This window comes from Prochlorococcus marinus str. MIT 0918, from assembly GCF_027359415.1.
Lineage (GTDB): Bacteria > Cyanobacteriota > Cyanobacteriia > PCC-6307 > Cyanobiaceae > Prochlorococcus_E > Prochlorococcus_E marinus_C.
The window spans coordinates 653,233-678,428 of sequence record NZ_CP114780.1 but is presented as its reverse complement, the minus strand read 5'-3'; the positions used below and the strand labels follow the sequence as shown (position 1 = coordinate 678,428).

28 protein-coding genes and 1 tRNA gene are annotated in these 25,196 nt (G+C 35.8%); 10 read left to right on the top strand and 19 right to left on the bottom strand.

The window, feature by feature from the left end; genetic code table 11:
- Positions 1–43 precede the first annotated feature (43 nt).
- Positions 44–1,099, top strand: a complete 1,056-nt coding sequence (gene galE, locus O5636_RS03650; protein WP_269623264.1) for a UDP-glucose 4-epimerase GalE — start codon at positions 44–46, stop codon at positions 1,097–1,099.
- 128 nt (positions 1,100–1,227) lie between these two features.
- On the opposite strand, the gene O5636_RS03645 is transcribed toward galE, so the two are convergent.
- Positions 1,228–1,301: transfer RNA gene (locus tag O5636_RS03645), tRNA-Arg, on the bottom strand.
- Positions 1,302–1,368: 67 nt separating this feature from the next.
- On the opposite strand from O5636_RS03645, the gene O5636_RS03640 reads away from it, so the two are divergent.
- Positions 1,369–2,097, top strand: a complete 729-nt coding sequence (locus tag O5636_RS03640) for a hypothetical protein (protein ID WP_269623263.1) — start codon at positions 1,369–1,371, stop codon at positions 2,095–2,097.
- A gap of 16 nt (positions 2,098–2,113) precedes the next feature.
- Here O5636_RS03640 and O5636_RS03635 read toward each other — a convergent pair whose 3' ends face one another.
- The gene (locus O5636_RS03635; protein ID WP_269623262.1) at positions 2,114–2,350 is read right to left on the bottom strand and encodes a hypothetical protein; all 237 of its coding nucleotides are present in this window, start codon (positions 2,348–2,350) and stop codon (positions 2,114–2,116) included.
- Positions 2,351–2,394: 44 nt separating this feature from the next.
- Positions 2,395–3,291 (bottom strand): 16S rRNA (cytidine(1402)-2'-O)-methyltransferase, encoded by an 897-nt coding sequence (rsmI, locus tag O5636_RS03630; protein WP_332299714.1) that lies wholly within the window; start codon positions 3,289–3,291, stop codon positions 2,395–2,397.
- Between rsmI and O5636_RS03625 the strand changes: the two genes are divergently transcribed.
- Positions 3,287–4,204 carry a 3'(2'),5'-bisphosphate nucleotidase CysQ gene (locus O5636_RS03625; protein WP_420063783.1) on the top strand — a complete coding sequence of 306 codons (918 nt, stop codon included), beginning with the start codon at positions 3,287–3,289 and terminating at the stop codon, positions 4,202–4,204. The genes rsmI and O5636_RS03625 overlap by 5 nt on opposite strands.
- 10 nt (positions 4,205–4,214) lie before the next feature.
- Here the strand turns inward: O5636_RS03625 and O5636_RS03620 are convergent, their stop codons facing one another.
- The 12 genes from O5636_RS03620 to sppA form a co-directional block, all read right to left on the bottom strand.
- Positions 4,215–6,383: a polyribonucleotide nucleotidyltransferase gene (locus O5636_RS03620; protein ID WP_269623260.1), complete on the bottom strand. Its 2,169-nt coding sequence runs from the start codon at positions 6,381–6,383 to the stop codon at positions 4,215–4,217.
- Between the two features lie 194 nt (positions 6,384–6,577).
- The gene (gene rpsN, locus O5636_RS03615) at positions 6,578–6,880 is read right to left on the bottom strand and encodes a 30S ribosomal protein S14 (protein WP_269623259.1); all 303 of its coding nucleotides are present in this window, start codon (positions 6,878–6,880) and stop codon (positions 6,578–6,580) included.
- A 56-nt stretch (positions 6,881–6,936) separates the two neighbouring features.
- Entirely contained in the window at positions 6,937–8,022 is a 1,086-nt protein-coding gene (rseP, locus tag O5636_RS03610; RefSeq protein ID WP_269623258.1) for an RIP metalloprotease RseP, read from the bottom strand.
- A 5-nt stretch (positions 8,023–8,027) separates the two neighbouring features.
- Positions 8,028–9,311 (bottom strand): serine--tRNA ligase, encoded by a 1,284-nt coding sequence (gene serS / locus O5636_RS03605; protein WP_269623257.1) that lies wholly within the window; start codon positions 9,309–9,311, stop codon positions 8,028–8,030.
- A 5-nt stretch (positions 9,312–9,316) separates the two neighbouring features.
- Positions 9,317–10,795 carry an AAA family ATPase gene (locus O5636_RS03600; RefSeq protein WP_269623256.1) on the bottom strand — a complete coding sequence of 493 codons (1,479 nt, stop codon included), beginning with the start codon at positions 10,793–10,795 and terminating at the stop codon, positions 9,317–9,319.
- 71 nt (positions 10,796–10,866) lie between these two features.
- Complete coding sequence (gene yidC / locus O5636_RS03595; protein ID WP_269623255.1) at positions 10,867–12,009, bottom strand: membrane protein insertase YidC; 1,143 nt, start codon at positions 12,007–12,009, stop codon at positions 10,867–10,869.
- Between the two features lie 90 nt (positions 12,010–12,099).
- Positions 12,100–12,501 (bottom strand): PH domain-containing protein, encoded by a 402-nt coding sequence (locus tag O5636_RS03590; protein ID WP_269623254.1) that lies wholly within the window; start codon positions 12,499–12,501, stop codon positions 12,100–12,102.
- The gene (locus tag O5636_RS03585) at positions 12,498–12,884 is read right to left on the bottom strand and encodes a ribonuclease P protein component (protein WP_269623253.1); all 387 of its coding nucleotides are present in this window, start codon (positions 12,882–12,884) and stop codon (positions 12,498–12,500) included. Before O5636_RS03585 ends, O5636_RS03590 begins: the two co-directional genes overlap by 4 nt.
- A gap of 36 nt (positions 12,885–12,920) precedes the next feature.
- Positions 12,921–13,058 carry a 50S ribosomal protein L34 gene (gene rpmH / locus O5636_RS03580; RefSeq protein WP_269623252.1) on the bottom strand — a complete coding sequence of 46 codons (138 nt, stop codon included), beginning with the start codon at positions 13,056–13,058 and terminating at the stop codon, positions 12,921–12,923.
- 34 nt (positions 13,059–13,092) lie between these two features.
- Entirely contained in the window at positions 13,093–13,653 is a 561-nt protein-coding gene (locus tag O5636_RS03575; protein ID WP_269623251.1) for a DUF2808 domain-containing protein, read from the bottom strand.
- 91 nt (positions 13,654–13,744) lie between these two features.
- On the bottom strand, positions 13,745–14,107 hold the full coding sequence (gene aroH / locus O5636_RS03570; RefSeq protein WP_269623250.1) for a chorismate mutase: 363 nt from the start codon (positions 14,105–14,107) through the stop codon (positions 13,745–13,747).
- A gap of 21 nt (positions 14,108–14,128) precedes the next feature.
- Positions 14,129–14,938, bottom strand: a complete 810-nt coding sequence (gene sppA / locus O5636_RS03565; RefSeq protein ID WP_269623249.1) for a signal peptide peptidase SppA — start codon at positions 14,936–14,938, stop codon at positions 14,129–14,131.
- A gap of 53 nt (positions 14,939–14,991) precedes the next feature.
- Here sppA and O5636_RS03560 point away from each other — a divergent pair, with 53 nt between their 5' ends.
- From O5636_RS03560 to O5636_RS03550, 3 genes are read left to right on the top strand one after another with little or no spacing between them, the layout of a single operon-like run.
- A complete protein-coding gene (locus tag O5636_RS03560) occupies positions 14,992–15,957 on the top strand; it encodes a DMT family transporter (RefSeq protein ID WP_269623248.1) in 966 nt (321 codons plus the stop codon).
- Complete coding sequence (locus O5636_RS03555; RefSeq protein WP_269623247.1) at positions 15,954–17,039, top strand: glycosyltransferase family 4 protein; 1,086 nt, start codon at positions 15,954–15,956, stop codon at positions 17,037–17,039. Before O5636_RS03560 ends, O5636_RS03555 begins: the two co-directional genes overlap by 4 nt.
- Before the next feature lie 32 nt (positions 17,040–17,071).
- The gene (locus O5636_RS03550) at positions 17,072–18,895 is read left to right on the top strand and encodes an ArnT family glycosyltransferase (protein ID WP_269623246.1); all 1,824 of its coding nucleotides are present in this window, start codon (positions 17,072–17,074) and stop codon (positions 18,893–18,895) included.
- Between the two features lie 120 nt (positions 18,896–19,015).
- Here O5636_RS03550 and O5636_RS03545 read toward each other — a convergent pair whose 3' ends face one another.
- Positions 19,016–19,174, bottom strand: coding sequence for a hypothetical protein (locus O5636_RS03545; RefSeq protein WP_269623245.1), 159 nt, complete (start codon positions 19,172–19,174; stop codon positions 19,016–19,018).
- A gap of 168 nt (positions 19,175–19,342) precedes the next feature.
- On the opposite strand from O5636_RS03545, the gene O5636_RS03540 reads away from it, so the two are divergent.
- Positions 19,343–19,528, top strand: a complete 186-nt coding sequence (locus O5636_RS03540) for a Nif11 family protein (protein WP_269623244.1) — start codon at positions 19,343–19,345, stop codon at positions 19,526–19,528.
- 198 nt (positions 19,529–19,726) lie between these two features.
- Here the strand turns inward: O5636_RS03540 and O5636_RS03535 are convergent, their stop codons facing one another.
- Entirely contained in the window at positions 19,727–20,791 is a 1,065-nt protein-coding gene (locus tag O5636_RS03535) for a chlorophyll a/b binding light-harvesting protein (RefSeq protein WP_269623243.1), read from the bottom strand.
- Positions 20,792–21,089: 298 nt separating this feature from the next.
- Positions 21,090–21,290, bottom strand: coding sequence for a hypothetical protein (locus O5636_RS03530; RefSeq protein WP_269623242.1), 201 nt, complete (start codon positions 21,288–21,290; stop codon positions 21,090–21,092).
- Between the two features lie 152 nt (positions 21,291–21,442).
- On the opposite strand from O5636_RS03530, the gene O5636_RS03525 reads away from it, so the two are divergent.
- The 3 genes from O5636_RS03525 to O5636_RS03515 all read left to right on the top strand — a co-directional run bounded on the left by O5636_RS03525 (position 21,443) and on the right by O5636_RS03515 (position 24,737).
- Positions 21,443–22,057 carry a hypothetical protein gene (locus tag O5636_RS03525; protein WP_269623241.1) on the top strand — a complete coding sequence of 205 codons (615 nt, stop codon included), beginning with the start codon at positions 21,443–21,445 and terminating at the stop codon, positions 22,055–22,057.
- A gap of 119 nt (positions 22,058–22,176) precedes the next feature.
- Positions 22,177–23,052 (top strand): glycine--tRNA ligase subunit alpha, encoded by an 876-nt coding sequence (gene glyQ, locus O5636_RS03520; protein WP_269623240.1) that lies wholly within the window; start codon positions 22,177–22,179, stop codon positions 23,050–23,052.
- Between the two features lie 122 nt (positions 23,053–23,174).
- Positions 23,175–24,737, top strand: coding sequence for an iron uptake porin (locus O5636_RS03515; protein ID WP_269623239.1), 1,563 nt, complete (start codon positions 23,175–23,177; stop codon positions 24,735–24,737).
- 170 nt (positions 24,738–24,907) lie between these two features.
- Here O5636_RS03515 and O5636_RS03510 read toward each other — a convergent pair whose 3' ends face one another.
- The gene (locus O5636_RS03510; RefSeq protein ID WP_269623238.1) at positions 24,908–25,147 is read right to left on the bottom strand and encodes a hypothetical protein; all 240 of its coding nucleotides are present in this window, start codon (positions 25,145–25,147) and stop codon (positions 24,908–24,910) included.
- Between the last annotated feature and the right edge of the window lie 49 nt (positions 25,148–25,196).

Sequence of the window (25,196 nt, the reverse complement as noted above, 5' to 3'; positions counted from 1 at the left end):
TATTTTATTCACTAAACTATTATATAATGGTTATCCCTATTAGATGAAAAGACTTTTAATTACAGGAGGATCAGGCTTTATAGGCAGCCATACGTGTGTTGTTTTACTTAAGCAAGGTTATGAACTATATGTTTTAGACTCTCATTGCAACAGCCATCCAAAAGTAATTGATAGAGTTGTTAAAATTACTGGTGATGAGGAATCCTCAACCATTAACAAAGTATTTTTAATAGAAGGTGATCTCAGAGATCAAAATCTTTTAAATAAATTATTTTCAGATTCTATTTATCAAGGAAAACCTATAGAAGGAGTAATACATTTTGCAGGTTTAAAATCTGTCCAAGAATCTACTGCGAATCCTTTGCTTTATTGGGATTCGAATGTAAATGGATCTATCAATCTTTTACGCTCAATGGATCAATTTGATTGTAGAACAATTGTTTTTAGCAGTAGTGCAACTATTTATGGAGCGTCCAAAAAATCTTTCTTGCCTGAAACTTCTCCAATTAACCCTCTTAACCCTTATGGACAAACCAAACTTGCAGTCGAAAAGCTTTTACGTGATGTTTTTAAAAGTTCACCAAATAAATGGCGTATAAGCAATTTACGTTATTTCAATCCTATTGGGGCCCATTCCTCAGGTGAAATTGGTGAAGACCCTTTGGGAATTCCTAATAATTTGTTCCCTTTTATTACCCAAGTTGCAGCTGGACGTAGAGAAAAACTAACAATATTTGGTAAGGATTGGCCTACTTTAGATGGCACTTGCATTAGGGACTATATACATGTGATGGACCTTGCAGAAGGACATTTATTGGCGCTTGAATGTTTATTGGCAGAAGAACCGCAGCTAATGAATCTCAATTTAGGTACGGGACTAGGTACTAGTGTTTTGGAACTTGTAAATACATTTCAATCAGTCAATAATTTAGAGATGCCTTATGAATTTGCTTCAAGACGCAAGGGGGATGTTCCACAAATAATCGCAGATAACTCTATGGCATTATCTCGTTTGCACTGGAATCCATCTAGAAATCTTGAGGACATGTGCCGAGATGGATGGAAATGGCAAACTCTTAACCCAAAAGGCTATTTATAAGTTCCTAGAAATTACTTTTGTTTTTATGGGAATTGGGTTTTAACTTGCTCTCAATCAAATGTTTAAAGGTTTTGAAAGCGAAATAATACTGCCTTTAAGTTTCTTCTGAAGCTCAAAAATAATGATTACGCTCCGTTCAGGATTCGAACCTGAGGCCCACTGCTTAGAAGGCAGTTGCTCTATCCAGCTGAGCTAACGGAGCATTCTTCACATTCTACTAATTGAGAGTCATGGCCAAGTAAGTTTGGTTAATTGCATAGTTATTTTTTGTGGTTAGCAAACTCACAGAGAGTCAAAAAAACGAGATATTAGAGGGGTTTCGTTCTGGGAAGACTCTTACAAGTCTTTCTAAAGAATTTGGTTGTACCCCCAGCACAATTACCAGAACAGTTAAATTTTTCTTGAGTGATGCAGAATATCATCAATTAAAAGGTGGCAGAAGAAAGAATAATTTAAAGCAGAAAAGAGATTCTAATAGTCAATTAGAGTCATTTTCAACAACACCTTTAGAAAATAAAAACAGCAAAGAAAACCTTGAATTTAATGAAGTTAATATCAAAGATTCAAATAAAATTCTAAATAATAGTGAAATTGATAAATCAGCTCAAATTTCTAGTAATGATAATGATTTCTTTCAAGAAATCATTCCATTAAATACTGAAATTGCTTGGGATAAACAAAAAGAAGTTGCTTGTATACCTTTATCTAATAATTCGTTACCTGAAACTGTTTATATGCTAGTAGATAAAAAGGTTGAACTTGAACCTAGGCTTCTAAAAGATTTTGCAGAATGGAGTTTTCTTTCAGAACAAGATCAGACTAGGAAAGCAATTCTTCTTTTTTCTAATCAGAGATCTGCTAAGCGGAGTTGTTCAAGGAGTCAGAGAGTCTTAAAAGTACCAAATTCTAGGGTGTTTCAAGTCTCTTGTTCTTATTTGCTTGCTAAGGGTATTACTAGATTAATTATTGATGATTCTCTTATCGCCTTAGATGCCTAAAGTTAGAAATATTGACTTAGTAATATTTTCTTGCTTTAGAAGGAATTAATAAAGTTGAAGTTAACCCTCCACTTAGAGATCCTAAAGCAACAGAAATACCAATCAAGAATCCAGAAGGATACTTTTCCGTTTTAGAGATGCCTAAGTTAATGCTATGCCTTGTGCTGAGATTTTGAGACCCTAGGCAAATCATTCCTACCAGTAACAAACTGTTTGTAATTGTTATGCTTGCAACTAGTATTTTTTTAATCATTACTAAATTAAAAGAAATAGATATTTATTTGGCATTTTTCTATATTAAATACTTGTTTGCTTTTTGCTCTGAAGAATTAATGAATAGAGAAAGTTCTTTGAAACCCCTTTTTTTAGAGATAATTCTTTTGCAATATCATTAGAGCTTTTCCCTTGGCTTAAAAGCTGTTTTATTGTTTTAAGCAAATCTTCTTTCGTTGTCTCTGCCTTAATTATTGAGCATAGCCCTCCTAAAATAAGGGTAAATTCACCTTTAGGCTTAGTAATTAAGAAATGTTTGATGACAGAGTTAATTGTAGGGCCAATAAATTCTTCATGCTTTTTAGTCAGCTCTCTTGCAACTTGCAAAGGCCTATTCTTGCCACAATGGTCAGATAATTCTTTTAGTAGTTTTAATAACCTATGAGGTGATTCGTAAATAATGATTGTTCTTTTTTCTTTTGCAATGAGCTTAAGAATTGACTTTCTATCTTTAGGTTTTGAAGGCAAAAAGCCTTCGAAGCAAAATCTGCTTGAAGGCAAGCCACTGCTTACAAGTGCTGTTATGGCTGCACATGGCCCAGGAATACAAATAACATTAAATTGATTGTCTTTTGCTTTTGCAACTAACTCTTCTCCTGGGTCATTAATTCCAGGAAGACCAGCATCACTTATTAGGGCAATACTTTTGCCTTCACTTAAAGCTTGCATTAATTTTGGAATTCTTGAAAATGTATTGTGTTTGTGAAAGCTTATTAGTTTAGCTTTGATCTTAAAGTGTTTAAGAAGTTGTCCACTATGTCTCGTGTCTTCACATGCAATGATTGTTACTTTAGAAAGAATATACTTTGCTCTGGGAGATAGATCTCCAAGATTACCTATTGGAGTTCCAATTACATAAAGAGCGCCAGAACTTGGTTCTAATTCTCCTGCCGCAATGTCATCTGTTTCTAGTTCCATCATGAATAAAGAGTTAGAACTTCCTGAAGGTGTTGTATTGGAAGATCTATTAGAGAAACTTAGGCTGTTGTCTTGGGGTGCTTCAGATATTTTGCTGGCATATTCAAGAGGAGAAAAGCCACCATTCGGATTCCCTCATGTTCTTAATGTTAAAGATAGTGGAGACGGACCAGTTTCTGCAGCAGATTTAGCTGTTAATAGTTGGTTGCTTGATGGTTTGAAGGCACATTTTCCATTAATTTCCTGGTCTTTAATAAGTGAAGAAACTGCTAAGAGTAGTCCTCTAAAAGATGATTCTGTCAAAGATGAGTGGTTGTGGGTTTTGGATCCTTTAGATGGAACAAAAGACTTTCTTCTTGGAACTGGGGAATATGCAGTTCATTTGGCTTTGCTTAATCGCAATGAGCCTGTTTTGGGTGTAGTTTTAATTCCTGAGTTAGAAGAACTTTGGATTGGAATAATAGGCATAGGAACTTGGTGTGAAAACCGTTTAATGAATAAAAGAAAAACTAATTTTAGTAATAGAAAAACAATTAGTGAAATGATTCTTGTTGCTAGTAGAAGTCATAGAGATGAGAAGTTTGAAAAGTTATTAGACTCTATTCCTTATTCTCAGAAGAATCTCGTAGGAAGTGTTGGGTGTAAGATTTCTAAGATTTTAAAAGGTGAGGCTGACTTTTATATATCTTTATCAGGAAAAACTGCTCCAAAGGATTGGGATATTGCTGCCCCTGAAGTAATTCTCAGAGCTGCTGGAGGTCATTTTACCTACTTAAATAAAACAAGTATTTGTTATAACAATGGAGATATTAATCAGTGGGGATGTTTAGTAGCTAGTCATGGGAAATGCCATGATTTACTGTGCCATGAAATTTCAAGGGAATTATTAGTAATTGAAGCTTCTAATCAAGTTTAATTGAATATTTTTACATTAAAGGGGCTACAGGGGTTGGTGTTGGTTGAGGATAATACTGCATATCACCATTTTGAGGAATACCTCTCAATGTGAGATTAATTCTGCCTCGATTATCTATTTCTCTAACTCGCACAGTTACTTCATCTCCTACTTTTACTACGTCTTCAACTTTTTCAACTCTTGCTTCTGATAATTGGGAAATGTGTATCATGCCTTCCTTGCCTGGGAGAATTTCCACAAAAGCTCCTATAGGAATAATGCGGGTTATAGAGCCTGTAAATACTTCTCCTTCATGCACTTTTCTGGTAAGTCCTTCTATAATCTTCTGAGCTTCTTCTGCGGCGACACCATCATGAGAAGCAATAGTTACTATTCCACCGTCTTCAATATCAATTTTAGTATTTGTTCTTTCGGTGATTCCTTTAATTGTTCTACCCCCTGGTCCAATTACTGTACCTATGAGCTCTGGATCTATTCTGAAACTAAGAAGCCTTGGTGCATGAGGGGATAGAGTCTCTCTAGGCTTGTCAATTGCTTCAACCATTTTTTCAAGTATATGAGTCCTTGCTGGCTTAGCTTGGTTGATTGCATCACCAATGATTTTTATTGGCAAACCAGATATCTTCATATCCATTTGAAGCGCAGTAATACCTTTTTCCGTACCTGCAACTTTGAAATCCATGTCTCCTAAGAAGTCTTCAATCCCTTGAATATCTGTAAGTATTTTGACTTCATCACCTTCTTTAATAAGCCCCATAGCAGCTCCGCTTACAGGAGCTTTAAGAGGAACTCCTGCATCGAGTAGTGCAATGGTACTGCCACAAACAGAACCCATTGATGTTGAACCATTTGAACTCAATACTTCACTTACAACCCTTAAAACGTATGGGAATGATTCTTTTGGAGGTAAAACAGGAATTAAAGCTCTTTCGGCAAGTGCTCCATGACCAACTTCGCGGCGACCTGGTGTTCTCATAGGCCTTGTCTCGCCTACTGAATAAGGAGGGAAGTTGTAGTGATGAATATAAGTTTTATCAGTACTAGGGTTGAGATCATCCATTTCTTGGGCATCACTAGGTGTACCTAATGTTGCAGATGAGAGAACTTGAGTTAAACCTCTTTGAAAGAGTCCAGAACCATGTACTCTTTTTGGTAAAACACCTGCTTCAGCTGAAATTTCTCTCACTTCATCAAGAGCTCTACCATCAACACGTTTGTCATCTTTTATAATTTGATCTCTCATAAGTTTCTTTGTGAGAGCTTTGAAGCTTGTTCCAAGTAATTTTGAATTTGCTGTAATTGATTTTTTGACAGCGTTGTCTTCTTTTAGAGCATCTATTTTTTCTGAACAGCTGGATTTTATTTCTTCCAGTTTTATGTCACGTTCTTCTTTAGATAATTCGAATTCTTTAAGAAGAGAACTAATTCCTTTTGTGCAATTTTTTTCTACATAAGTTGGAACAGTCTCATCAAGTTCTTGTTTTTCGGGCTTTATTTGCTTTTTACCTGATTCTTTTAAAATAGATTGTTGTGCTTTGATAAGTTCATTTACTGCTTCATATCCAAAATCTATAGCTTCAATTACATCTTGTTCTGAAAGTTGATTAGCTCCTGCTTCAACCATCACTACGCCATCAGGGGTCCCTGCAACAACTAGATCTAGATCACCACGTTCAATCTCTCTAAAACTTGGATTAAGTACAAAGTCATCCCCTAATAGACCAACTCTAACTGCTGCCATTGGCCCATAAAAAGGTATGCCTGCAAGCAAAGTTGCCATGGATGAACCAGTTACTGCCAGTACATCTGCTGGTACTCTTTCATCTAAAGATAAACAAGTTGCTACTACTTGAATTTCATCTCGCATCCAATGAGGGAATAATGGCCTTAAAGGACGATCTATAAGTCTGGAAATTAAGGTTGCTCTTTCTGGTGGCCTTCCTTCTCTTCTCATGAAGCTACCAGGAATTCTTCCAGCGGCATAAAGCCTTTCTTCATAGTCGCAACTAAGAGGCAGGAAGTCAGCTCCTTCTCTCCCTTGACCCTGAGTTGCAGTGACTAGTACGGCAGTATCACCGCATTCGATCATTACTGAACCACCAGCTTGTGGTGCATATCTCCCTGTAGTTAGCCGTATTTCTCGACCATCGAAAGAGACCGACGTTGTCTGACCTTGCACGTTTGCTTATGTCTTTAATTATCTGAGTCTATTCTTGCATTAGATAGGCACTTTAGTGATTATTTCAACGGAATTAGTTTGTTTATACAATCTAAAATAATTAGTTGCTTTTTGCTTTAAACCATTTACAGGACTGAAGTGTTGGCAGAACTTAATCTTTGTATTGATGCACAGAAAATTCTTGATTTCCCTATTTACCAGCTTGATTTAACAACCCCAGGGAGTTCTCCTTTATGTGCTCTTTCTCTAAGTTGATTGCGACAAAGACCAAAATCACGATATACACCTCTAGGTTTGCCAGTAGCCCAGCAGCGATTCCTCATGCGATTTGGTGCACTATCTCTTGGGAGAGCTTGAATCTTTCTATGGATTTCCAATCTTGCCATAGGATCTTTAGCAGCTTTGAACTGATCTAATAAATTTTTTCGTTTTGCTGCATAGCGCTCAACAATTTTTTTACGCTTTACATCCCGCGCAATCATAGATTTCTTTGCCATTAAAATTTTCTGTTTTGTATTCCTATGATATTACTCTCTCACCATTGATTTTTTGATTAGTGCTTGGTGAATTGCTGAAATATTTCTAATTGACTAGTATCTCTGATAATAAGCAAAACGCTTAGGCCAACTAAAAGCACAAAACCTGATTGCATAAAAATTAGTTGTATTTTTTCTGGTATTGGTTTTCCTCGAACAGCTTCAATAATCGTTAGTGTGAATTGTCCTCCATCCAGTAAAGGGAATGGTAAAGCATTTAATACTGCTAGATTAATTGAGATTAAAGCTGAAAATAGAATTAACCCTGAAGGTCCTTTCCCAGAAAGTTGAGCTCCTAATTCAATTATTTTGACAGGACCACTTAGCTGTTTGGATGTTGAACTGAAATTTGTAAAAAGACTTTGATAACCTTCGATTGTTTTTATTAATAAAGTAGAAAATTTTTCATTAGTATAATTAATTGATTCTTTAAAGTTTTCTGCTGGAATAAGTACGCTATCTATATTTGGTTGTAATTGTGCCCCTATCTTGCCAATTCCTGCGTATTCAGTAGGGGTAAGTTTTATTGTTTCTTTGTATCCATTTTTACTTTTTTCTAAAGAAATTATTTGGCCTGGAGAGCTTTTTATTTGGTTAACTAGAAATTCTACTGCCTTTTGTCCTGTCCCTAAGTTGACACCATTAATGCTTAAAATCTTGTCCCCTGGCGACAGCCCAGAGAGGGAAGCAGCTTGGCTTTGTTGAACATCTAAAATTAAGACTCCTGGTTCTGCCTGACTTGGAAGACCTATAAAGGTTGCCTGTCCAAATAAAACAACCCATGCAATCAATAAATTTGCAATTACTCCAGCAGAAATAACCAATAATCTTTGAAAGATAGGTCTATTGGAAAGTAAATCAGGATCGTCTTTACAAAAATCTTCGTTTTCTTGATCATCATCTGGAAAAGAGACAAAACCGCCTAATGGTAAAGCTCTGATTGAATAAGTCACTCCTTGAAATTGTTTTTTAATAAGAGCAGGTCCGAAACCTATTGAAAAACCACTGACCTTAATTCCTTGCAATTTTGCAGCAAGAAAATGTCCAGTCTCGTGAAAAAAAATTAATAGTGCCAGAACAGTAATAGAAGCTAATAAATGCATATTTTTTAATTTCTCTGAGGTCTTAGTTTATTCTCGCCAAAATATGGCACAAGGGCCTTTGGGAGAATAACTGTTCCATCGGGTTGCTGACCATTTTCTAATAATGCTGCCATTGTTCTTCCAATTGCAAGCCCACTAGCGTTAAGAGTATGGACTAATAGAGTTTTTTTATTTTCCTTTGTTCGAATCGATGATCTTCTAGCTTGAAACTCATCACAGTTGCTAGAGCTTGAAATTTCTCTATATGAATTTGCACCAGGAAGCCAAACTTCTAAATCATAAGTTCTAGATGCAGAAAACCCAAGATCTCCTGTGCATAATTCGGAAACTCTATAAGGCAACTCTAATTCTTTAAGAATAGCTTCTGCATCAGATGTTATTTGGTTGTGGGCTTCATTTGAATTCTCTGGGTGAACAAACCAAAAAAGCTCAACTTTATTGAATTGATGAAGTCTTATTAGTCCTCTAGTGTCTCTGCCATAGCTTCCTGCTTCTCTTCTAAAGCAAGGGCTATATGCAGCATATTTTATAGGTAGTTTTTCTTGTGGAATAATTTCATTTCTATGAAGAGAATTCAAAGGCACTTCGGCCGTAGGAGTAAGCCATAAGTCATCTTCTGAACAACGAAAACTTTCTTCTGCAAATTTTGGAAGTTGCCCTGACCCTTGAAGACTTGCACTATTAACTAAAATTGGTGGCAAAACTTCCGTATAACCATTTGAAGCGTGAAAATCAAGCATGAAATTAATAAGAGATCTCTCTAATCGAGCACCTTGATTAAATAGAGTGACAAACCTACTTTTTGCAATTCGAACTGATTTCTCAGTATCAAGAAGACCAAGCTCTTCGGCTATTTGCCAGTGTTCTTTGTAATTTGAACCTTTTAAAGGATTTCCCCAATAACGTATTTGAATATTATCTTTTTCATCTTTACCTTCAGGGCAATCTTTATGAGGTATATTTGGTAAATGAAGAACTTTTTCTGATATTGAGTTTGCAAGAGCTTTTTCTTTTTCCTCCAAGGTATTTACTTGTTTTTTAATTTCATTTCCTTTATTACGTAAAAGATTAATTTCATCAGATTTAGGAGAAATACCACTTTGTATTTTTAGTCCTACTTCTTTTCCTATTGCGTTTCCTTTTGCTTGTAAATTGTTGCGTTCTTGTTCTAAATCTTTGAGATTATCACTATCAATCTGCAAAGAAGTTAAATCAACGTCTAATCCTCGACGTTTTAATCCTTTTGCAATAAGTGCAGGGTTATTTCTGACTTGTTTTTGATTTAACACTTTTTCTAATTAATTTTAAGTGATGCAGGTCTTGCTCTACCTGATGAAGCCCAGTCTTTAAGAAAATCGAGTTGTTCCTTTGCAGTTTTTGATAGTGGAATAAGTTGTGAAGATGCAAGTATTAAATCTGTTTCTAATAATTCTCTTTTTTCTGAGAAAGCATGATGCATACCTTCAATTACTGTTTGTTCAAGCTCTGCCCCTGAAAAACCTTCAGTTCTATCAACTACTGTTTGAATAGGAATATTTAAATTAGGACGTCGTTGGTTTATATGTAACTCTAGGATTTTGTGACGTTCAAGTTGGCTAGGAAGATCAAGTAAAAAGATTTCATCGAAGCGTCCTTTCCTAAGAAGTTCTCCTGGCATTCTGTCAACCCCATTTGCAGTAGCAACTACAAAGACTGCTGAGGTTTTTTCTGCCATCCATGTCAGAACATTTGCTAAAACCCTCTGACTAGTACCACCATCACTTCTTGCATCTCCACCAAAACCTTTATCAATTTCATCTATCCATAAGACACAAGGTGCCATTGATTCGGCATATTGAATTGTTTCTCTGGTTTTTGCTTCACTAGCTCCTACTAGTCCAGCGAAAAGTCTTCCTACATCAAGACGAAGAAGTGGCATTGACCAACTATGAGCTATTGCCTTTGCGGTTAAAGATTTTCCTGTACCTTGAGGTCCAATTAATAAGACTCCTCTAGGTAATGGCAAGCCAAATTCTCTTGCTTCATCTGAAAAAGCTTCATGGCGTTGATCTAGCCAAATCTTGAGAGCATCTAGTCCTCCTATATCAGAAGGACTAGCTTTTGTTTCGAAGTATTCAAGCACTTCACTTCTAGCAACAGCTTGGCGCTTTTCTTCAAGAACTTCTTCAAGGTCTGAATTGCTTAATTTCCCTCTTTGAGCAAGAGCTCTTGCTGCGACTTGACGTACCCTTATTTCACTTAAACCACTACATGCATGGGTTAACTCTTCAAGACTTTCTTTACTTAGATTTGAATCGCTCGCTTCAGCAATGTTAGTAAGTAAAATTCTTAATTCATTTTCTTGGGGTAATGGAAGATCAAGAATAGTTAGAGAGTCATTTAAATCAACTGGAGGTATCCAGTCATAAGCACATATAATTAGCGTGTGGGTTTTTGATCTTAATTCAGAAGATAAATTTTTAAGCATTCTAGAAATCCCAGCATCCTCTGAAAAACGATGAAAATCTTTAGCTAGTAGTATTGTTGGGAGAGAAGGATCTACTTTTTGAAGCCATTCCAATACTGCCATTGGTTGTCTTGCCGCATGGCCTTCTGAATTGAGAATTCCTTTTAGACCATCTATATAATTCCAAGTTGCTAAACGTTTTGGATTTAGTCGCTTAGTTGATTCTTGGATTAATGTTTCAACTCGCTCTTCTTCTCTGCTTCTTAAGAGAATTAATGGAGTTCTTGATTTAATTAATAAATCAAATTGTTTATTCCAGCTTTCCATTTTTTTTTAAACTAATGAAAAGTAAAATAAATTAAACTTCTTATAATCCATTAATTCTGACGTAATTAATATTATTTATTGCTTTTGGGTTCAAAAGGAAGTCTATCTGAATCAACTATTGGAGAGGGAGTTAATTTTTCTTTATTTTGCTGATTTAATTGATCATTAAGGATTTTTTGAAGATTATCAGGTAAAGCTTCTTTGCTGAGAAGAAATGTTTGAAAAGCTTGGAAAATATTTGCTATAACCATATATAAAAGTACTCCTGCAGGTAAAGGAAAAAATAAGAACATCCCAGTAATCATTATTGGAGTAATTTTTTGAGCAGTAGCTTGTTGAGGGTTTGGAGGCATCCCTTGACCAGATAATGCTTGTGAGATTACAAGTGTTAGTCCAAAACCAGCGACAAGAATTGCTATGTCCCAGTTTATTGAGCCATCAACATAAAAACCTACTTGGCCAAGTGCTTTTATAAATAGGAATCCACTCTTAGCTGCTAATCCAGGGATTCTCCCTTCAACTGTTGCATCACCAGGGTATCTTGCTGTTACTTTCCCATCTGAGGAAACACTAGCTATGTCAGAACCCTTTGTGACCTTCCAGGTTGGAGAAAACTTTGTACCATTATCAAAACGACTTATGAGATTGCTATATTTTTCCCCTGTTAAAGTTTCTAGTTTTATATCTACTGAGTCTCCCGCTGCAATTTTCGTACCTCCTGGTAAAGAAGCTATTACTGGAAAATGATCTTTGTCAGTAATAAAAATAGAGTGCCTTGGACTTGTGAAAGGCTTTGGCTCGATTGTGGCTACTTGTTCTGGTGGAAGAATTTTTAAATTAACAAGATAAGGTACGTCGGCAAATGGTGATCCTCTCAATGTTGCGAATAAGGCAAAGAGAATAGGCATTTGAACGAGAAGAGGAAGGCAACCAGCCAGTGGGCTACCGAATTCACCCATAAGTTTACCTAGCTCTTCTTGCTGCTTTTGGGGGTTATTTGCGTAACGGCTTTTGATATCAGCTTGACGCTTTTGCATAACAGGCTGAGCAATACGCATTCTCCTGGCACTTCTGATTGAACCAGCACTTAGAGGGAAGAGTGCCAGTCGAATAACTATAGTTAATGCAACAATAGCTAATCCATAGCTAGGAACTAATCCATAGAAGAAATCTAAAATCGGGATAAGAAGATTGTCAGAAAGGTACCCGATCACGATGGTTCAGTTAGAAAGGACAAAAAAGGCTGATGCCATATTAATTAAGATAATAAATTAGCTTAATAATTTGGCTAATTTAATTGAAGTTCAAAACCCTACTACGTCATCTGAAGATTTTCTTGAACTTATTTGATTAATTTGACTTTTAATAAAATCTTCTACCTCTCTAAATTTTGGAATAGAACGCATTTCTAGCCTTGCATTATCGTTCATAACTAAAACCATATCGCCATAAGTGCCTAAGCCTCTAGGAATAGAGCGGACCTCTTTGATTTGGCTATAAGAAATCTGAGATTTATCTTTGCCAAGCCAACCACCTGTGACGGAGATTCTTTTATTGGTAATTTTAAAACGTAGCCACATTGCTCTCACTATTGCGCCCACAGTAAATGGCAGACCAATTAATGTAAAACCCGCAAGAATGTTCAAAATAAGGTCTTCTTTGGCAGGAGCTCCTTCGAAAAAAATTTTTTCTGAGGAGTTAATCATGATTTTAAACCAGCTTTCATAAATAATTTATCGCATTCTTTCAGCAAATTTTCTTGGCTTTCCTCTAGGCAATTAGGAGTCAAACTAAGTAAAGCCCAATTGTTGCCAAATTCACTTTTCCTTAAGAGTTTTTTCCTTAAGTGATCATGGAATAGTCTTCTTAATCTATTTCTTACAACAGCCTTTTTGCTTACTTTATTGCTGATTGATATAGCGCATTTACAAGAAACTGGAATGGGATTGTTAATAGAGGTGTCTATTAGATTTGGTTTTGCAGTTGTTACTTTGAGAATCATTGAGGAACTTTTATATCTCTTAGCAGATTTATGAATGTAATCAAAGCATTTATAACCTCTCAATCTCATCTCTTTGGGTAAAACCATTTTTAAAAACTGATTTTGAAAAAACCTATTGATTTGTTAAACAGCAATACGCGACCTTCCTTTTTTTCTTCGGCTTCTAATAACACTTCTGCCTGTATGGCTTCTCATCCGAACCCGGAATCCGGAAACACGTTTCCTTTTCCTACTTGTTCCACCGAAAGTTCTCTTAGTCATGTTTTTTTCTATGTAGATTAACTAATTTATCAGTTCACTCGACAGACATATTCCATGACCCTACATAACTGGAGATTGGGAGAGCCCCAGGGGATTGGGCATATGCATGAAATTGAAACATACCAGCTCTTCTTGGATTAAAGATTTTCATTTTCAATGCATAAGTCTTTTTGTCTACAGGAATAGGTTGATCTGGAAAAATCTCAATAGAGGTTTGATCGTCACTAATTTCTATAATAGCGGGAATATCAGTCACACATTTTGTTCTTGAACTAAACCCTCCTATTTTGGCTTGACAGAATGAAAGTTTTTCTCTTTTTATATTTGCATCAAAATAGTCAGGAACTTTAATAGATAGTTTTAGAATCCCTGTCTTGCGATCTCTCCCTCTAAGAAATAGATAGTACGTAGACCTGTCTTTCTTTTCTTTAGAACTCTGCAAATACTTCAGCTTGATATAGCTTGGATCAGGGTCCCACATGAAATCTAAGCCTGTGTTTCCTGCAGAAGGATTAGGTTTGAAAAAATCTATACCTATAAATGTTCCTATTAATAATGAGGAGGTAATTATTACTTTGGAGATGGTTTTAAACATTTTTAAGAGTTTGTGACAGATAAAAAATTAGAAGTTTGATTGATTTTTGAAGAAGATTTGTATTAGCAGGAAGGCATTTCATGTGTCATCCCTAAATTGATCTATCTGGCCTTAGCATACTTGCTTTGCCTAAATAAGGGTGCTGCGGGATTTGTTCTTCTGGAAGTTTTACATGAGCAAGAATTCTAATGCAATAAGGCAGATCACCTTTGACAAACATTTGTTGACAATCAATTAAAGCAACATCTTCCCATCCATCTTGTTTCCTTGCTATAGCTGCAGGGAAACAGGCATTTAGATCATTTGTTACAGAAAAGATTACTGAGATAATTTGAGTTGGATTAAGTTTATTTCTAGTAACCAGCTCAGAAATTAATTCTTTTACAGATGCTTGAATAGCACTTGATGAGTTATTTGAAGTTGTAGTTGCTCCTCTTATTGCTTTTAAATTCATTGTTTTAAGCACGTTGTAAAATCATGGTTTAAATAACCAAAGAATTTGTCCATTGCTTGAAAGTTCCATTTCTATTAGATCCATTAATTTTGAAAATATTCGACTACCTGGTAATAAATTCATAAGTTTCTTTTTTGGTTTCCCTAGAGTTATTGGTTTAATCTTGTCATCAAGGTCTGCAAGTTGAGCTGCTAAAAGTCTTGCATCATTTTCATCACCAATATCATCCACTAAACCTAGTTCTTTTGCCTGTATTCCAGTAAAAACTCTACCATCTGAGAAACTTTTCACAGTTTCTTCATTTAGATTCCTCCCTTCGGCTACAGCCTTAACAAATTGATCATAACTGCTATCTATAAGAGATTGCAGAAGCTCACGCTCATCAGTTGTAAGAGCTCTATCAGGTGCGAGAATATCTTTAAACACCCCGCTTTTAACCGTTTCGAATCGGATCCCAATTTTTTCTAGTAATTTTGAAAGATTATTACCTCGAAGAATGACACCAATTGATCCTGTAATAGTTCCTGGATTTGCAATGATTTTTTCTGCTGCAACACCAACATAAACTCCACCAGAGGCAGATATGTTTCCAAAACTTGCTACAACATGGCATCCCTTTTCTCTAAGTCTCAAAAGGGCTGAATGGATTTCTTGGCTATCCCCAACAGTTCCTCCTGGGCTATCAATGCGAAGTAATAAAGCAGGAAATTCTCTATCTTCAATTTGTTTTAATGCTTTAAGCACAAGTTTACGAGTGCTTCCATTAATAGGCCCATCAATTACAACTCTTGCCATCCGTTTTTTGGATTTTCGTTTCCAAGGCCAAATCATTTCAGTAATTCATACTCCACTTGATATTAAAAAGAAGATCTCAAGCTTTGTCCATGTTTGAAAAGTTTAATTGGTTATTAATGGTTTTACCCTTTGCATTGTGGGGGTCAGCTATGGCTGCAATGGCTCCTTTGGTTGACTCAGGTGGACCTGAGGTTGTTGCTACTTTAAGACTTCTTCCTGCAGGCTTTGTAGTGCTTCTAGCAGCATACTTCTTTAATAGATCTTTGGTCATTGCAAGGATTGATTGGGGTTGGTTTCTTGTCTTTACATTTGTCGATGGGAGTTTATTTCAATTTTTCTTAGCAAGAGGTTTGGTTGAAACTGGTGCAGGTTTGGGGTCGGTTTTTATTGATTCTCAGCCATTAATAGTTGCTCTTCTTGCAAGGACTATTTTTGGAAATGCAATTAATCCCATTGGATGGATTGGCTTAATACTTGGTCTTGGAGGAATTCTTTGCATAGGCATTTCCCCAGGATTACTTGTTAATTGGTTTTTAATGGGAGATGCAGCTATAGAAGTCAATTTTTTAAGCCATGGAGAGGGTTGGATGCTTGGTGCTGCTATGGCTATGGCTTTAGGAACGATTTTGATACGTTTCACCTGTAAGGAGAGTGATCCAGTTGCAGTTACAGGCTGGCATATGGTTTTTGGTAGTTTGCCATTAGGTCTTTGGCATTTGGCTGATAAAAATTGGCCTTTATTACCTGAATGGTCTATATCAGATTGGACTTTAATGGCATATTCCACTTTCTTAGGCAGTGCTCTAGCTTATGGATTGTTTTTTTTATTTGCTAGTAGTAAAGAAATAACAAGTTTTAGTACACTTGCATTCTTAACGCCTGTATTTGCACTTTTATCTGGTGGAATTTGGCTTGGGGAAAGGCTTGAGCCACTGCAATGGATTGGAGTGTTTTTTGTGCTTTTATCTGTTTTTCTTGTTAGTCAGAGAAATAGGTTGTGGAATCCTATTAATAAAGGGAAAGATGATTTAGTTAAGAGTAGTGTTTCAGGATGATTGTTAAATCTTTAAAACTTATTTTAATTAGTACACCTATTGGATTTTTAGGAAGTGGAAGAGGAGGTGGGGTTGAATTAACGTTAACTTCTATAGTTAAGGGTTTTTTAGATATGGGCCATAGAGTCACTTTGGTTGCCCCTAAAGGATCTATTTTGCCTTTTGATTGTGAAAGAGCTGAACTTATTACTGTTGGAGGGATTGATCAACCAAGCTGGCAACATCAAGATTCTCATGCATCAATGGTAATTCCATTAGAAGGTGTACTGCCTAAACTTTTAAATGTGGCGCTTGAGCTTTCAAAAGAAGCAGATGCAATTTTAAACCTTGCTTATGACTGGTTGCCTTTATGGATAACGCCTCTTGTAGAAACAAAAATATTTCATTTAATCAGTATGGGAGGTGTATCTAAAGTTATGCAAAATGAAGTAAATAATTTATCTAATACCCATCATTCAAGATTGGCTTTTCATACATATAGTCAGGCCTCTGATTATGAATTAAAAGATGATCCTATAATATTAGGAAACGGTTTTGATCTTAAAAACTATCAATTTAAATTAGATAATAAAGGGCCCTTAGGTTGGGCTGGAAGAGTTGCTCCTGAAAAGGGTCTAGAGGATGCTGTTCAAGTAGCTGCTGCTTTAGAGGATACCTTAGTCGTTTGGGGATTTTTAGAAGATAAGGAATATGCTTCAAAAATAGAAGCTAGTGTACCTTCTGGAACAATTGAGTGGCGGGGGTATTTGGATACAGAAGTTTTTCAGAATCAATTAGGGGCATGCAGAGCATTTATTAATACTCCAAAATGGAATGAAGCATATGGAAATGTTGTTATGGAAGCGATGGCATGCGGAGTACCAGTTGTTGCTTACGATAGAGGAGGACCTAGTGAAATCGTAAAGTCAGGTATTACTGGATGGCTTACCACTCCTGATGACATTGATGAACTTACTCAATCTATTTCTAAAATAGATCAAATAAATAGGATTAATTGTAGGGATTGGGCTGTAGAAACTGCTTCCTATCAGGCTTTTTGTAAACGTATTTTTTCATGGATTTCTAGAGAAATAAATATATAAGGAACTCTTTAATTATTATGGTTTTAATTTAATTGAGAAAAGCTCTATCCCCCAGCCAACATCGAAGAGGACTGATTTTAATCCTTTTTCTTGGAGTTTTGATTTGTCTTTGGCAACTCGGTTCAACTGGTTTAATTGATGAAACACCTCCTCTTTTCGCGGCTGCTAGTCGAGCAATGAGTGAAACGGGGAATTGGATAACTCCGAGAGTTAATGGATTACCGCGATTTGATAAACCACCATTGGTTTATTGGTTGATGGGGTTTTTTTACTCATTGCCAGGGCACAATTTTTTTGACCCTTTGGGCTCTTGGGCGGCCAGACTTCCTTCAGCGATTTCTACAGTCTTATTGATGCTTGTGGTTGGGGATACTCTTATGAAATGGCCAGGAGAAAATATTCTTTATCCAAGGAAAACGGCTGTTATAGCTGCACTTGCCTTTGTTCTTTCTCCATTAGTAATTATTTGGAGTCGCATTGCTGTTAGTGATGCACTTCTTTGCAGCACATTAGGAATTAGTTTGATACTTACTTGGAGAACATATGTAAACCCTATCCATAAATACTGGTGGGCTTCATGGTTTGTATTGGGGTTGGCTGTTTTATCTAAAGGTCCAGTTGCTTTAGTTTTAATGGCAATGACATTGTCTTTCTTTGCTTTAATACAGAAAGAATATTTATATTTATTTAGAAGAATAAAAGCTTTTAAAGGCATATTAATTACTTTATTGATAAGCATACCTTGGTATATTGTTGAGCTATTAATTGAAGGAAAGCCTTTTTGGGATAGCTTTTTTGGATATCATAATTTCCAGAGACTAACAAGCGTTGTCAACAGTCATTCGCAGCCTTGGTGGTTTTTTTTGATTATGTTGATTATAGGTTCATTACCATTTACGCCTTTTCTTATAGTTTCTTTATTTAATTTTTTTAATTACTCTTTTAAAGCAAATTCTCCTTATTCAACAAATAAAATAAACTCTTTAATTAACTTTGTTGGTAGTTGGATTATCTCGGTATTTCTATTATTCACCCTTGCTGCTACTAAGCTTCCTAGTTATTGGCTACCTGCAACCCCTGCAGCTGCTATTATGATTGCTTTGTCGTCATCCAGTATTTATCAAAGATATAGAAGTCAATCAATATTGTATTTATTAACAGCATTATCAATGCTTATTTTGGCAATTTCTTTGTCTCTGCCTTCGTTGTGGATCTTTTCAATAAATGACCCTGAAATGCCTACTTTTGCAGTTGATCTTCTTGGAAGTAATTTGCATATTAAGGCCGCTATATTGTTTTTAATAGCTTCTTTTATAGCTTTATATCTCGTATTTCAGCAAAAGTATAAAAGTATAATTTATATTCAGATTCCATTAATATTTTTTCAGGTTTTTGTTATGCTTCCTATGTGGAAACTTGGCGATAAGTTAAGACAATTACCTTTACGCGAATTGGCAAAAGAAGTTCTTTTGTTAAATAACCTTGATGAACCTATTGCTATGGTTGGTATTCGAAAACCTTCCCTGCATTTCTATACCAATAAAATAATAACATTCGAATCTAATGATGGAGTTGCTTTAGTAAATCTTTCTGAAAGATTGCGTAGAGAAATTAGGCAAAAATGGAACAATAATAAACCCCATTTCTCTAGTAAATCTAATACTGTACTTCTTGTCATTGATAAACAGACTAGTACTTATTCTCATTGGAAAGATTTAAACCCAGAGCGTCTTGGAGGATATGGTATTTATAGAATTTGGAGGATAGAAAGGAGTGTTTTAGAGGAAAGAGAGTTTGCCTTAAAGAAAAATGGTGTAATATCTGACTGGAATGAAACCAAAAAAGAAAGATATTGAGAATAGTTTTATATAATCAATATTTAATAAACTTTTAAATCTTTCTTATAAAAGAATTTTCTTTGTTAATTGATAATTTAAACTTGAGATTATTAAAGAAATTCAAAACATATTAAAGAATCAATTAAATAATTTACTTCTGTAGATGCTTGCATTGGCTTGAATTATGTCTTCTCTGAGATAGATTTCACGAAGAGCAGATTGCAATGCATAAGCAAGCCTAGGCCTATCTTTTTTAGAAATTATGACCGTGCTCCTAAAACCTTCAATTTGATTCATCTCTAACAACCTTAAGAAAACCTTAAGGAAAGATTACCATGTTTTTAGGGCAAATTGACTTGAAGGTTTTCCAAGATAGCTTCTTCGGCTATCATGGCGAAGTGCCAAAGTGGAAATAAATTTGGCACTACTTTTTAGTATTTCCTAGGTGTTTTAGCTTTTAAGTTTATGTCGGAAGATGAGTTGAGTAAATTTATAGGAAAAGTGAATCAATTGAATGATTTGATAGCTTCTTTGGATACCTTCCCTGAACGCAGAAAAGAAATTGCTTCTTGCGATAATCATGAACAAGTTGTTTCACTTGCTAAAACTTGGGGCTTTGATATTGGAAGACGATGGGGAGATAAGCCTTGATAGCTTAGCTTGAGAGTTTAAATTTAATCTAAGCTAGTAATAGTTATAGATCTCAGTTTATTGATAGGTTTAATTATAGAAGAATAATCTTATTTATAAATCAATATGATGCGTTAAAAAAAATTATCTTTTGTCATATAGAAAATAAAAAAGCCTCGTTATAAACGAGGCTTTGAAGTGCTTATTGAATTAGTTCTTTTAGCTAGCAGCAACTCTTAATTTCGCACCTAGGTCTTTGAAATTATATCCCATTGCTCGAAGAGCATGCCAAATGTGGCCTTGTAGTGCAAAGAATCCCGCAATGTAATGGAAATTTGCTGTGTAACAGCGTCCAGAATGGGCTAATGGAGCAATTCCATTACTGTAATCAACTGAATCCACAAAAGCAGGAGCAATTAGGAAAACTTGCTTGAGAGGTTCACCATAAAATTCAACTGGATAAACAGTTGTATTTGTGGCGCACCAGAATGCTGCAACTATTGCCATCCAGCCAATTCCTGCAAGAGAGAATGCAAGAATAGCTTCAGCAGAAAGAATCTCAGAGCCTTTGAATTTACTCCAGTTACCTAGGCGCTTATTTTCCCATTTAGTAGATCCAGCAATTACATGAAATGCACCACCGGTAATTTCTGCAAATGCTAAGAATGCATGACCTCCCATAACATCTTCAAGACTGTCAATTCTTAGGAAATTTACCTGTCTTTCCCAAATCATTGATAAATCAAGATTGTAATTTACCTGTCTAACTGCACCTACTGCAGGATCATAGATTCCATGAATCCTTGCCCATTCTACAAACCAGATACAAGCTACACCAAACAGTATTAGATGGTGACCAAGTATAAAGGTTTGATTGTCAGGGTTGTTCCATTCCAATTTAAACTTTCTTGCTTGTGCAATAGTGCTTTTTTGCATGTCATCAGGGAAATAAATCGCATGCATTAACCCACCAGCTCCATAAACCATGGAAAGGATTAAGTGAACTATTGCAATTGTCACTACGCCAGCACCAGTCCAAACGCCAGCCTCGTCGAAGCCAATACCTACTGAAGCTAAATGAGGTAAGAATACAAGGCCTTGATCACCCATAGGTAAAGAAGGGTCAAAGCGAGAAAATTCAAAAAGTGTGTTTGAGCCAGCCCCAAAAGCGATCATTCCTGTATGCGCAGCATGCGAGGCAATGAATCGACCAGAGCGATTGGTAACACTAGAGTTGCCAGCCCAAAAGTCATAGGTGACGTCTGGATTACCATAGGTCTGCATAATTTTTGACGTTCCGAAGGTATAGATCTAGCCAAACATTACAGCTATTAGAGTTTTTATGCTCAATTTAGTTAAAGGTCTTATTATTTAATCAATTTTTATAAAGGAGAAAAATTCATCTAAATAATATTAAAGTCATTATTTAAAGATGAGTTCTAAATTCAAGGAGTAATAAAAAAATAGATTTTAAAATTCTTTAGACTATTAACAGCAAAAGGTTTAATAGTTAATAGATACTAGAAAAATTAGGTCTAAAATAAATAGGATTCTATTGATTTTTACAATCATTAAATCGAAATTATTTATTACCTTTAGAGTTGTTTCTTAAATCTTGCTCATATTTTCGAAGGGCTATATTAATTATTTCATCTATGCTTATGCCAAGTCTTTCGGACATTTTAGTCAATAAAAATACCTCCTCTTCTTCAAGATCAATTTGTAACCTTATTTTCTTTTGGTCCTCCTCTGACCCATTAGTCCCTTTATCTAGGTTTGCCAAAGATAATACCTACATTAATCTCCACCCCATTCTGTCTAGATTTTCCTAGACATGCCTAGAGTAGATATGCTCTGTTCCCAAACACTCATAAAATTGGTTAGTATTTAGATAAGTTTCGGTAGATTAGAGTTTAGCTTATTTATTTTGTATTAATGCCACGATCACAATTAAATATAAATATAGACCCATCCCTATTAATTCAGCTTAAGCAAAAAGCAAGAATTGAAGGTAAAACTATTACTGCATTTATTTCTGAAGTTCTTTCAGATACGCTTAAGGATCAACCAGCTCAGCCTATAAGCGAGCAGATTAGTAAAATAGAAGAAAAAATAAGACATCTAGAAAAAACGATAAACAGCATTATTTCACCTCAGAAAAAAATAACACCCTTTACTGATGAAGAAGCTAATAGATGTTCTGAATTTGTGAGAGCAGCTTTTTACTGTCAAATGAAAAAACTTGGAATTACTAATAGAACAGAAGCTTTTAATCAACTTCTCAATCACATCAAATGTTTTCATCAATGGAATCAAGTATATTCACTTCGCTTAAAAGAAGTTTTGTTTATAGACGACTATTTACCTTTCACAAGTGCAGAATTCAATGATTTATCTACTGGAAAGCAATGTCCTTGCCCTATTAGAACTGGTCTAGTTAACTGGATTGAAGGTCTAGACGAAGGCCAATGCTCCTGCGAAAATGATAACTTCCCAACTCAACAAGAAATTTGCAATAAAGGAGAAAAGGTTTTGGCAGAAATTTTTTAAATCAATTCAATCTTTTATTTATTTGCAAATGAAAAACATATTAAATTAACTTTATATGATTAACTAGACTATTTTTAACCTATTCTTAAAGAGTTCTAAATCGATTAATAACAATTGTTATGTTTTTTGAGGACATTATTTCAGAATTAAATATTTTTTGGAAAAAAGAAGGTTGTCTTTTATTGCAACCTTATGACACTGAGAAGGGAGCTGGAACAATGAGTCCACATACTGTTTTGAGGGCAATTGGCCCCGAACCTTGGGCGGTTGCATATCCAGAGCCTTGTAGACGGCCAACGGATGGAAGATATGGAGATAATCCAAATAGAGCTCAGCATTATTATCAATATCAAGTTTTAATTAAGCCTTCTCCTGCTCAGATACAAGAGTTATATTTATCTTCATTAGCAGCGTTAGGGATAAATCAAAAGGAACATGACATTCGCTTTGTAGAAGATAATTGGGAATCCCCAACCCTTGGTGCATGGGGAGTGGGCTGGGAAGTTTGGCTTGATGGTATGGAAGTTACTCAATTTACTTATTTTCAACAATGCGGCGGATTAGATTGTCGACCAGTATCTATTGAAATTACCTATGGTTTAGAAAGAATTGCTATGTACCTTCAAAATGTAGAAAGCATTTGGGATTTAAATTGGAATGATCGTTATAAATATGGTGATATATGGTTGCCTTTTGAGAAGGCAAATAGCAAATATAATTTTGAAGATTCAGATCCCAATCGTTTAATAAAGTTATTTGACCTTTATGAAGAGGAAGCTAAGTCTTTAATATCAAAAAAGCTTCCAGCACCTGCATTAGACTTTGTACTTAAATGCAGCCATACTTTTAATCTTTTAGAAGCAAGAGGTGTTATTTCAGTTACTGAAAGGACCTCTACAATTGCACGCATTAGAAATTTAGCGAGAGATGTAGCCCAGCAATGGATGGAAGAAAGGAAAGAAATGGGATTCCCCCTTTTAAATCACAATAAATAATCTTTAATTACCTTACTTTGTATCAATAGATGCATAGGCAGGTGCTCTCAATTACCTTTTGAGCTTTGAGCGTTCTCTAGAGTGGGTTTGCCCAGCAATGGGTTTATTGTGAGGAATCCTAAATGAAGCTTTTTCAGCAACTTCTGCTGGCACCGGCTGCTTTGGGTCTTTTAGCTCCTTTAGCTGCTAACGCAGCTGAAGTCAACATCAATGATGTTGCTAGTTATGCTAATAAGCCAGCCAAGCAAGCTAATGCTGTCAGATCAACTCAATACTCCGATGTTGTTCCTGGAGATTGGGCTTATACAGCTCTTCAAAATCTAGGTGAGAGCTATGGCTGTGTAGACAATGCCTACACACAAAATCTTAAGAGTGGTCAGGCTCTAACTCGTTATGAGGCTGCTGCACTTATTAATGCATGTTTAGAAGGCGGTTTAGCTTCTGCTGACGTTGATTCTGATGCAGTTCGTCTTTCCAATGAGTTTGGCACTGAAATGGCCATCCTTAAAGGACGTGTTGATGGACTTGAGTACAAAGTTAAGGAACTTAGTGCTGGACAGTTCTCTTCCACCACTAAATTAGATTCTAAGGTTGTATTTAATACTGGTTATATTTCTACTAATAAAGACTCTCAAATTCCATCAGGACAAAAACTTACTACTTCTTACGTTGCTCAGTACAACGTAAATACAAGTTTCTCTGGTAAGGATAGGCTTTATACCCGTATAAAGGCGGGCAACATGGCAAGCACTCCTTGGGAAGACACCACTCTTGGTACTCACCTCAGTGCTGCTCATAAAAGTTCTAGTGCTCTCAAAGTTGATAAGCTTTGGTACGAGTTTCCTATCGGCGATAACCTCAAAGTTTGGGGTGGTCCTCTTATAGAGAACTACTACATGCTTGCTAGTTCACCTTCTATCTACAAGCCTGTATTGAAACAGTTTGCTTTAGGTGGTAATGCTGCTACTTATGGTTCTAGTACAGATGGTGGTTTTGGTGTTGCTTGGACTCAATCAGTTGAGGACAGATTTTCACCAAGATTTGCAGTTAGCACAAACTATGTAGCTAAAGGTTCTGATGTTGCTACTCAAGGTCTTCTGACTAATGAGACTCAGGCTAAGTGGTTATCCAAAATTGAATATGGATCACCTAAATGGCAGGTATCTCTTGGTATGGCCAAAAACATTTGTGCTGCTGGTAACAGCTGTAAGCAATGGTCTGAGTACTACGACACTAAATGGGGTGGTAATGTAACTGGTGATTCAACAGCCTATGCTTTAAGAGGCTATATCAGACCAGATACAGATAGTCAAATTGTCCCTGATCTTCAGGTTGGCTTTGACTGGGTTAACGTTACCGATGATGGTACAGCTAATGGTGCAAATACAGATGCATCAACTGAATCAGCATCTGCATGGATGGTTGGAATGATGTGGGCCGATGCGTTTATTGATGGCAACCGTTTAGGTGCAGCTTTCGGTGGACCTCAGCATGCAACAGATAGAGTAGGTACTGCTAAAGATGCTGCTGATGGAGCATTTGCGTGGGAACTTTATTACGACTATAAAGTTAGTGATGGAATTACAGTTACTCCAGCAATCTTTGGAGCCTCTAGCCGCTATGACGGATCTGATGCTTCCAATGATTTCTTTGGTGCTTTAGTTCAAACTACCTTTAAGTTCTAATTTGATTTTCTAATTAGTTAGTTCTTAGATTAAAAAGTGGCCACTGAAAAGTGGCCACTTTTTTATGAAAATATATAGAGTTATTTTTCACCCTCTGTTACCTATAGAAATTACTTTTTCTCTTTAATCAATTCTTAGATTTATTAATTATTTAATTCATATTATTTTAATTACCAGCAATTTTCTCCTTCACCAATAGGTATGCAAATGTCTTCTTCTTTTGCTTTTTTTCTAGCTTTTTTAGCTTGATCATCAAGTTTACTATCTTCATCTATTGCCTGATCTGTTGTCCATTCTTTAAGCCCCCCCATTTCATTTTCTCCACAATGAGCAATATTGGTGCTAAGGGTGTTTGCTGCTATAAGCGTTGAAGCAGCAATAAATATCGCGACAGGTGATCTACTACTCATGAGAAAGCTTTTTTTTATAACTATATATTGGCCTTATTCAGGCATAAAC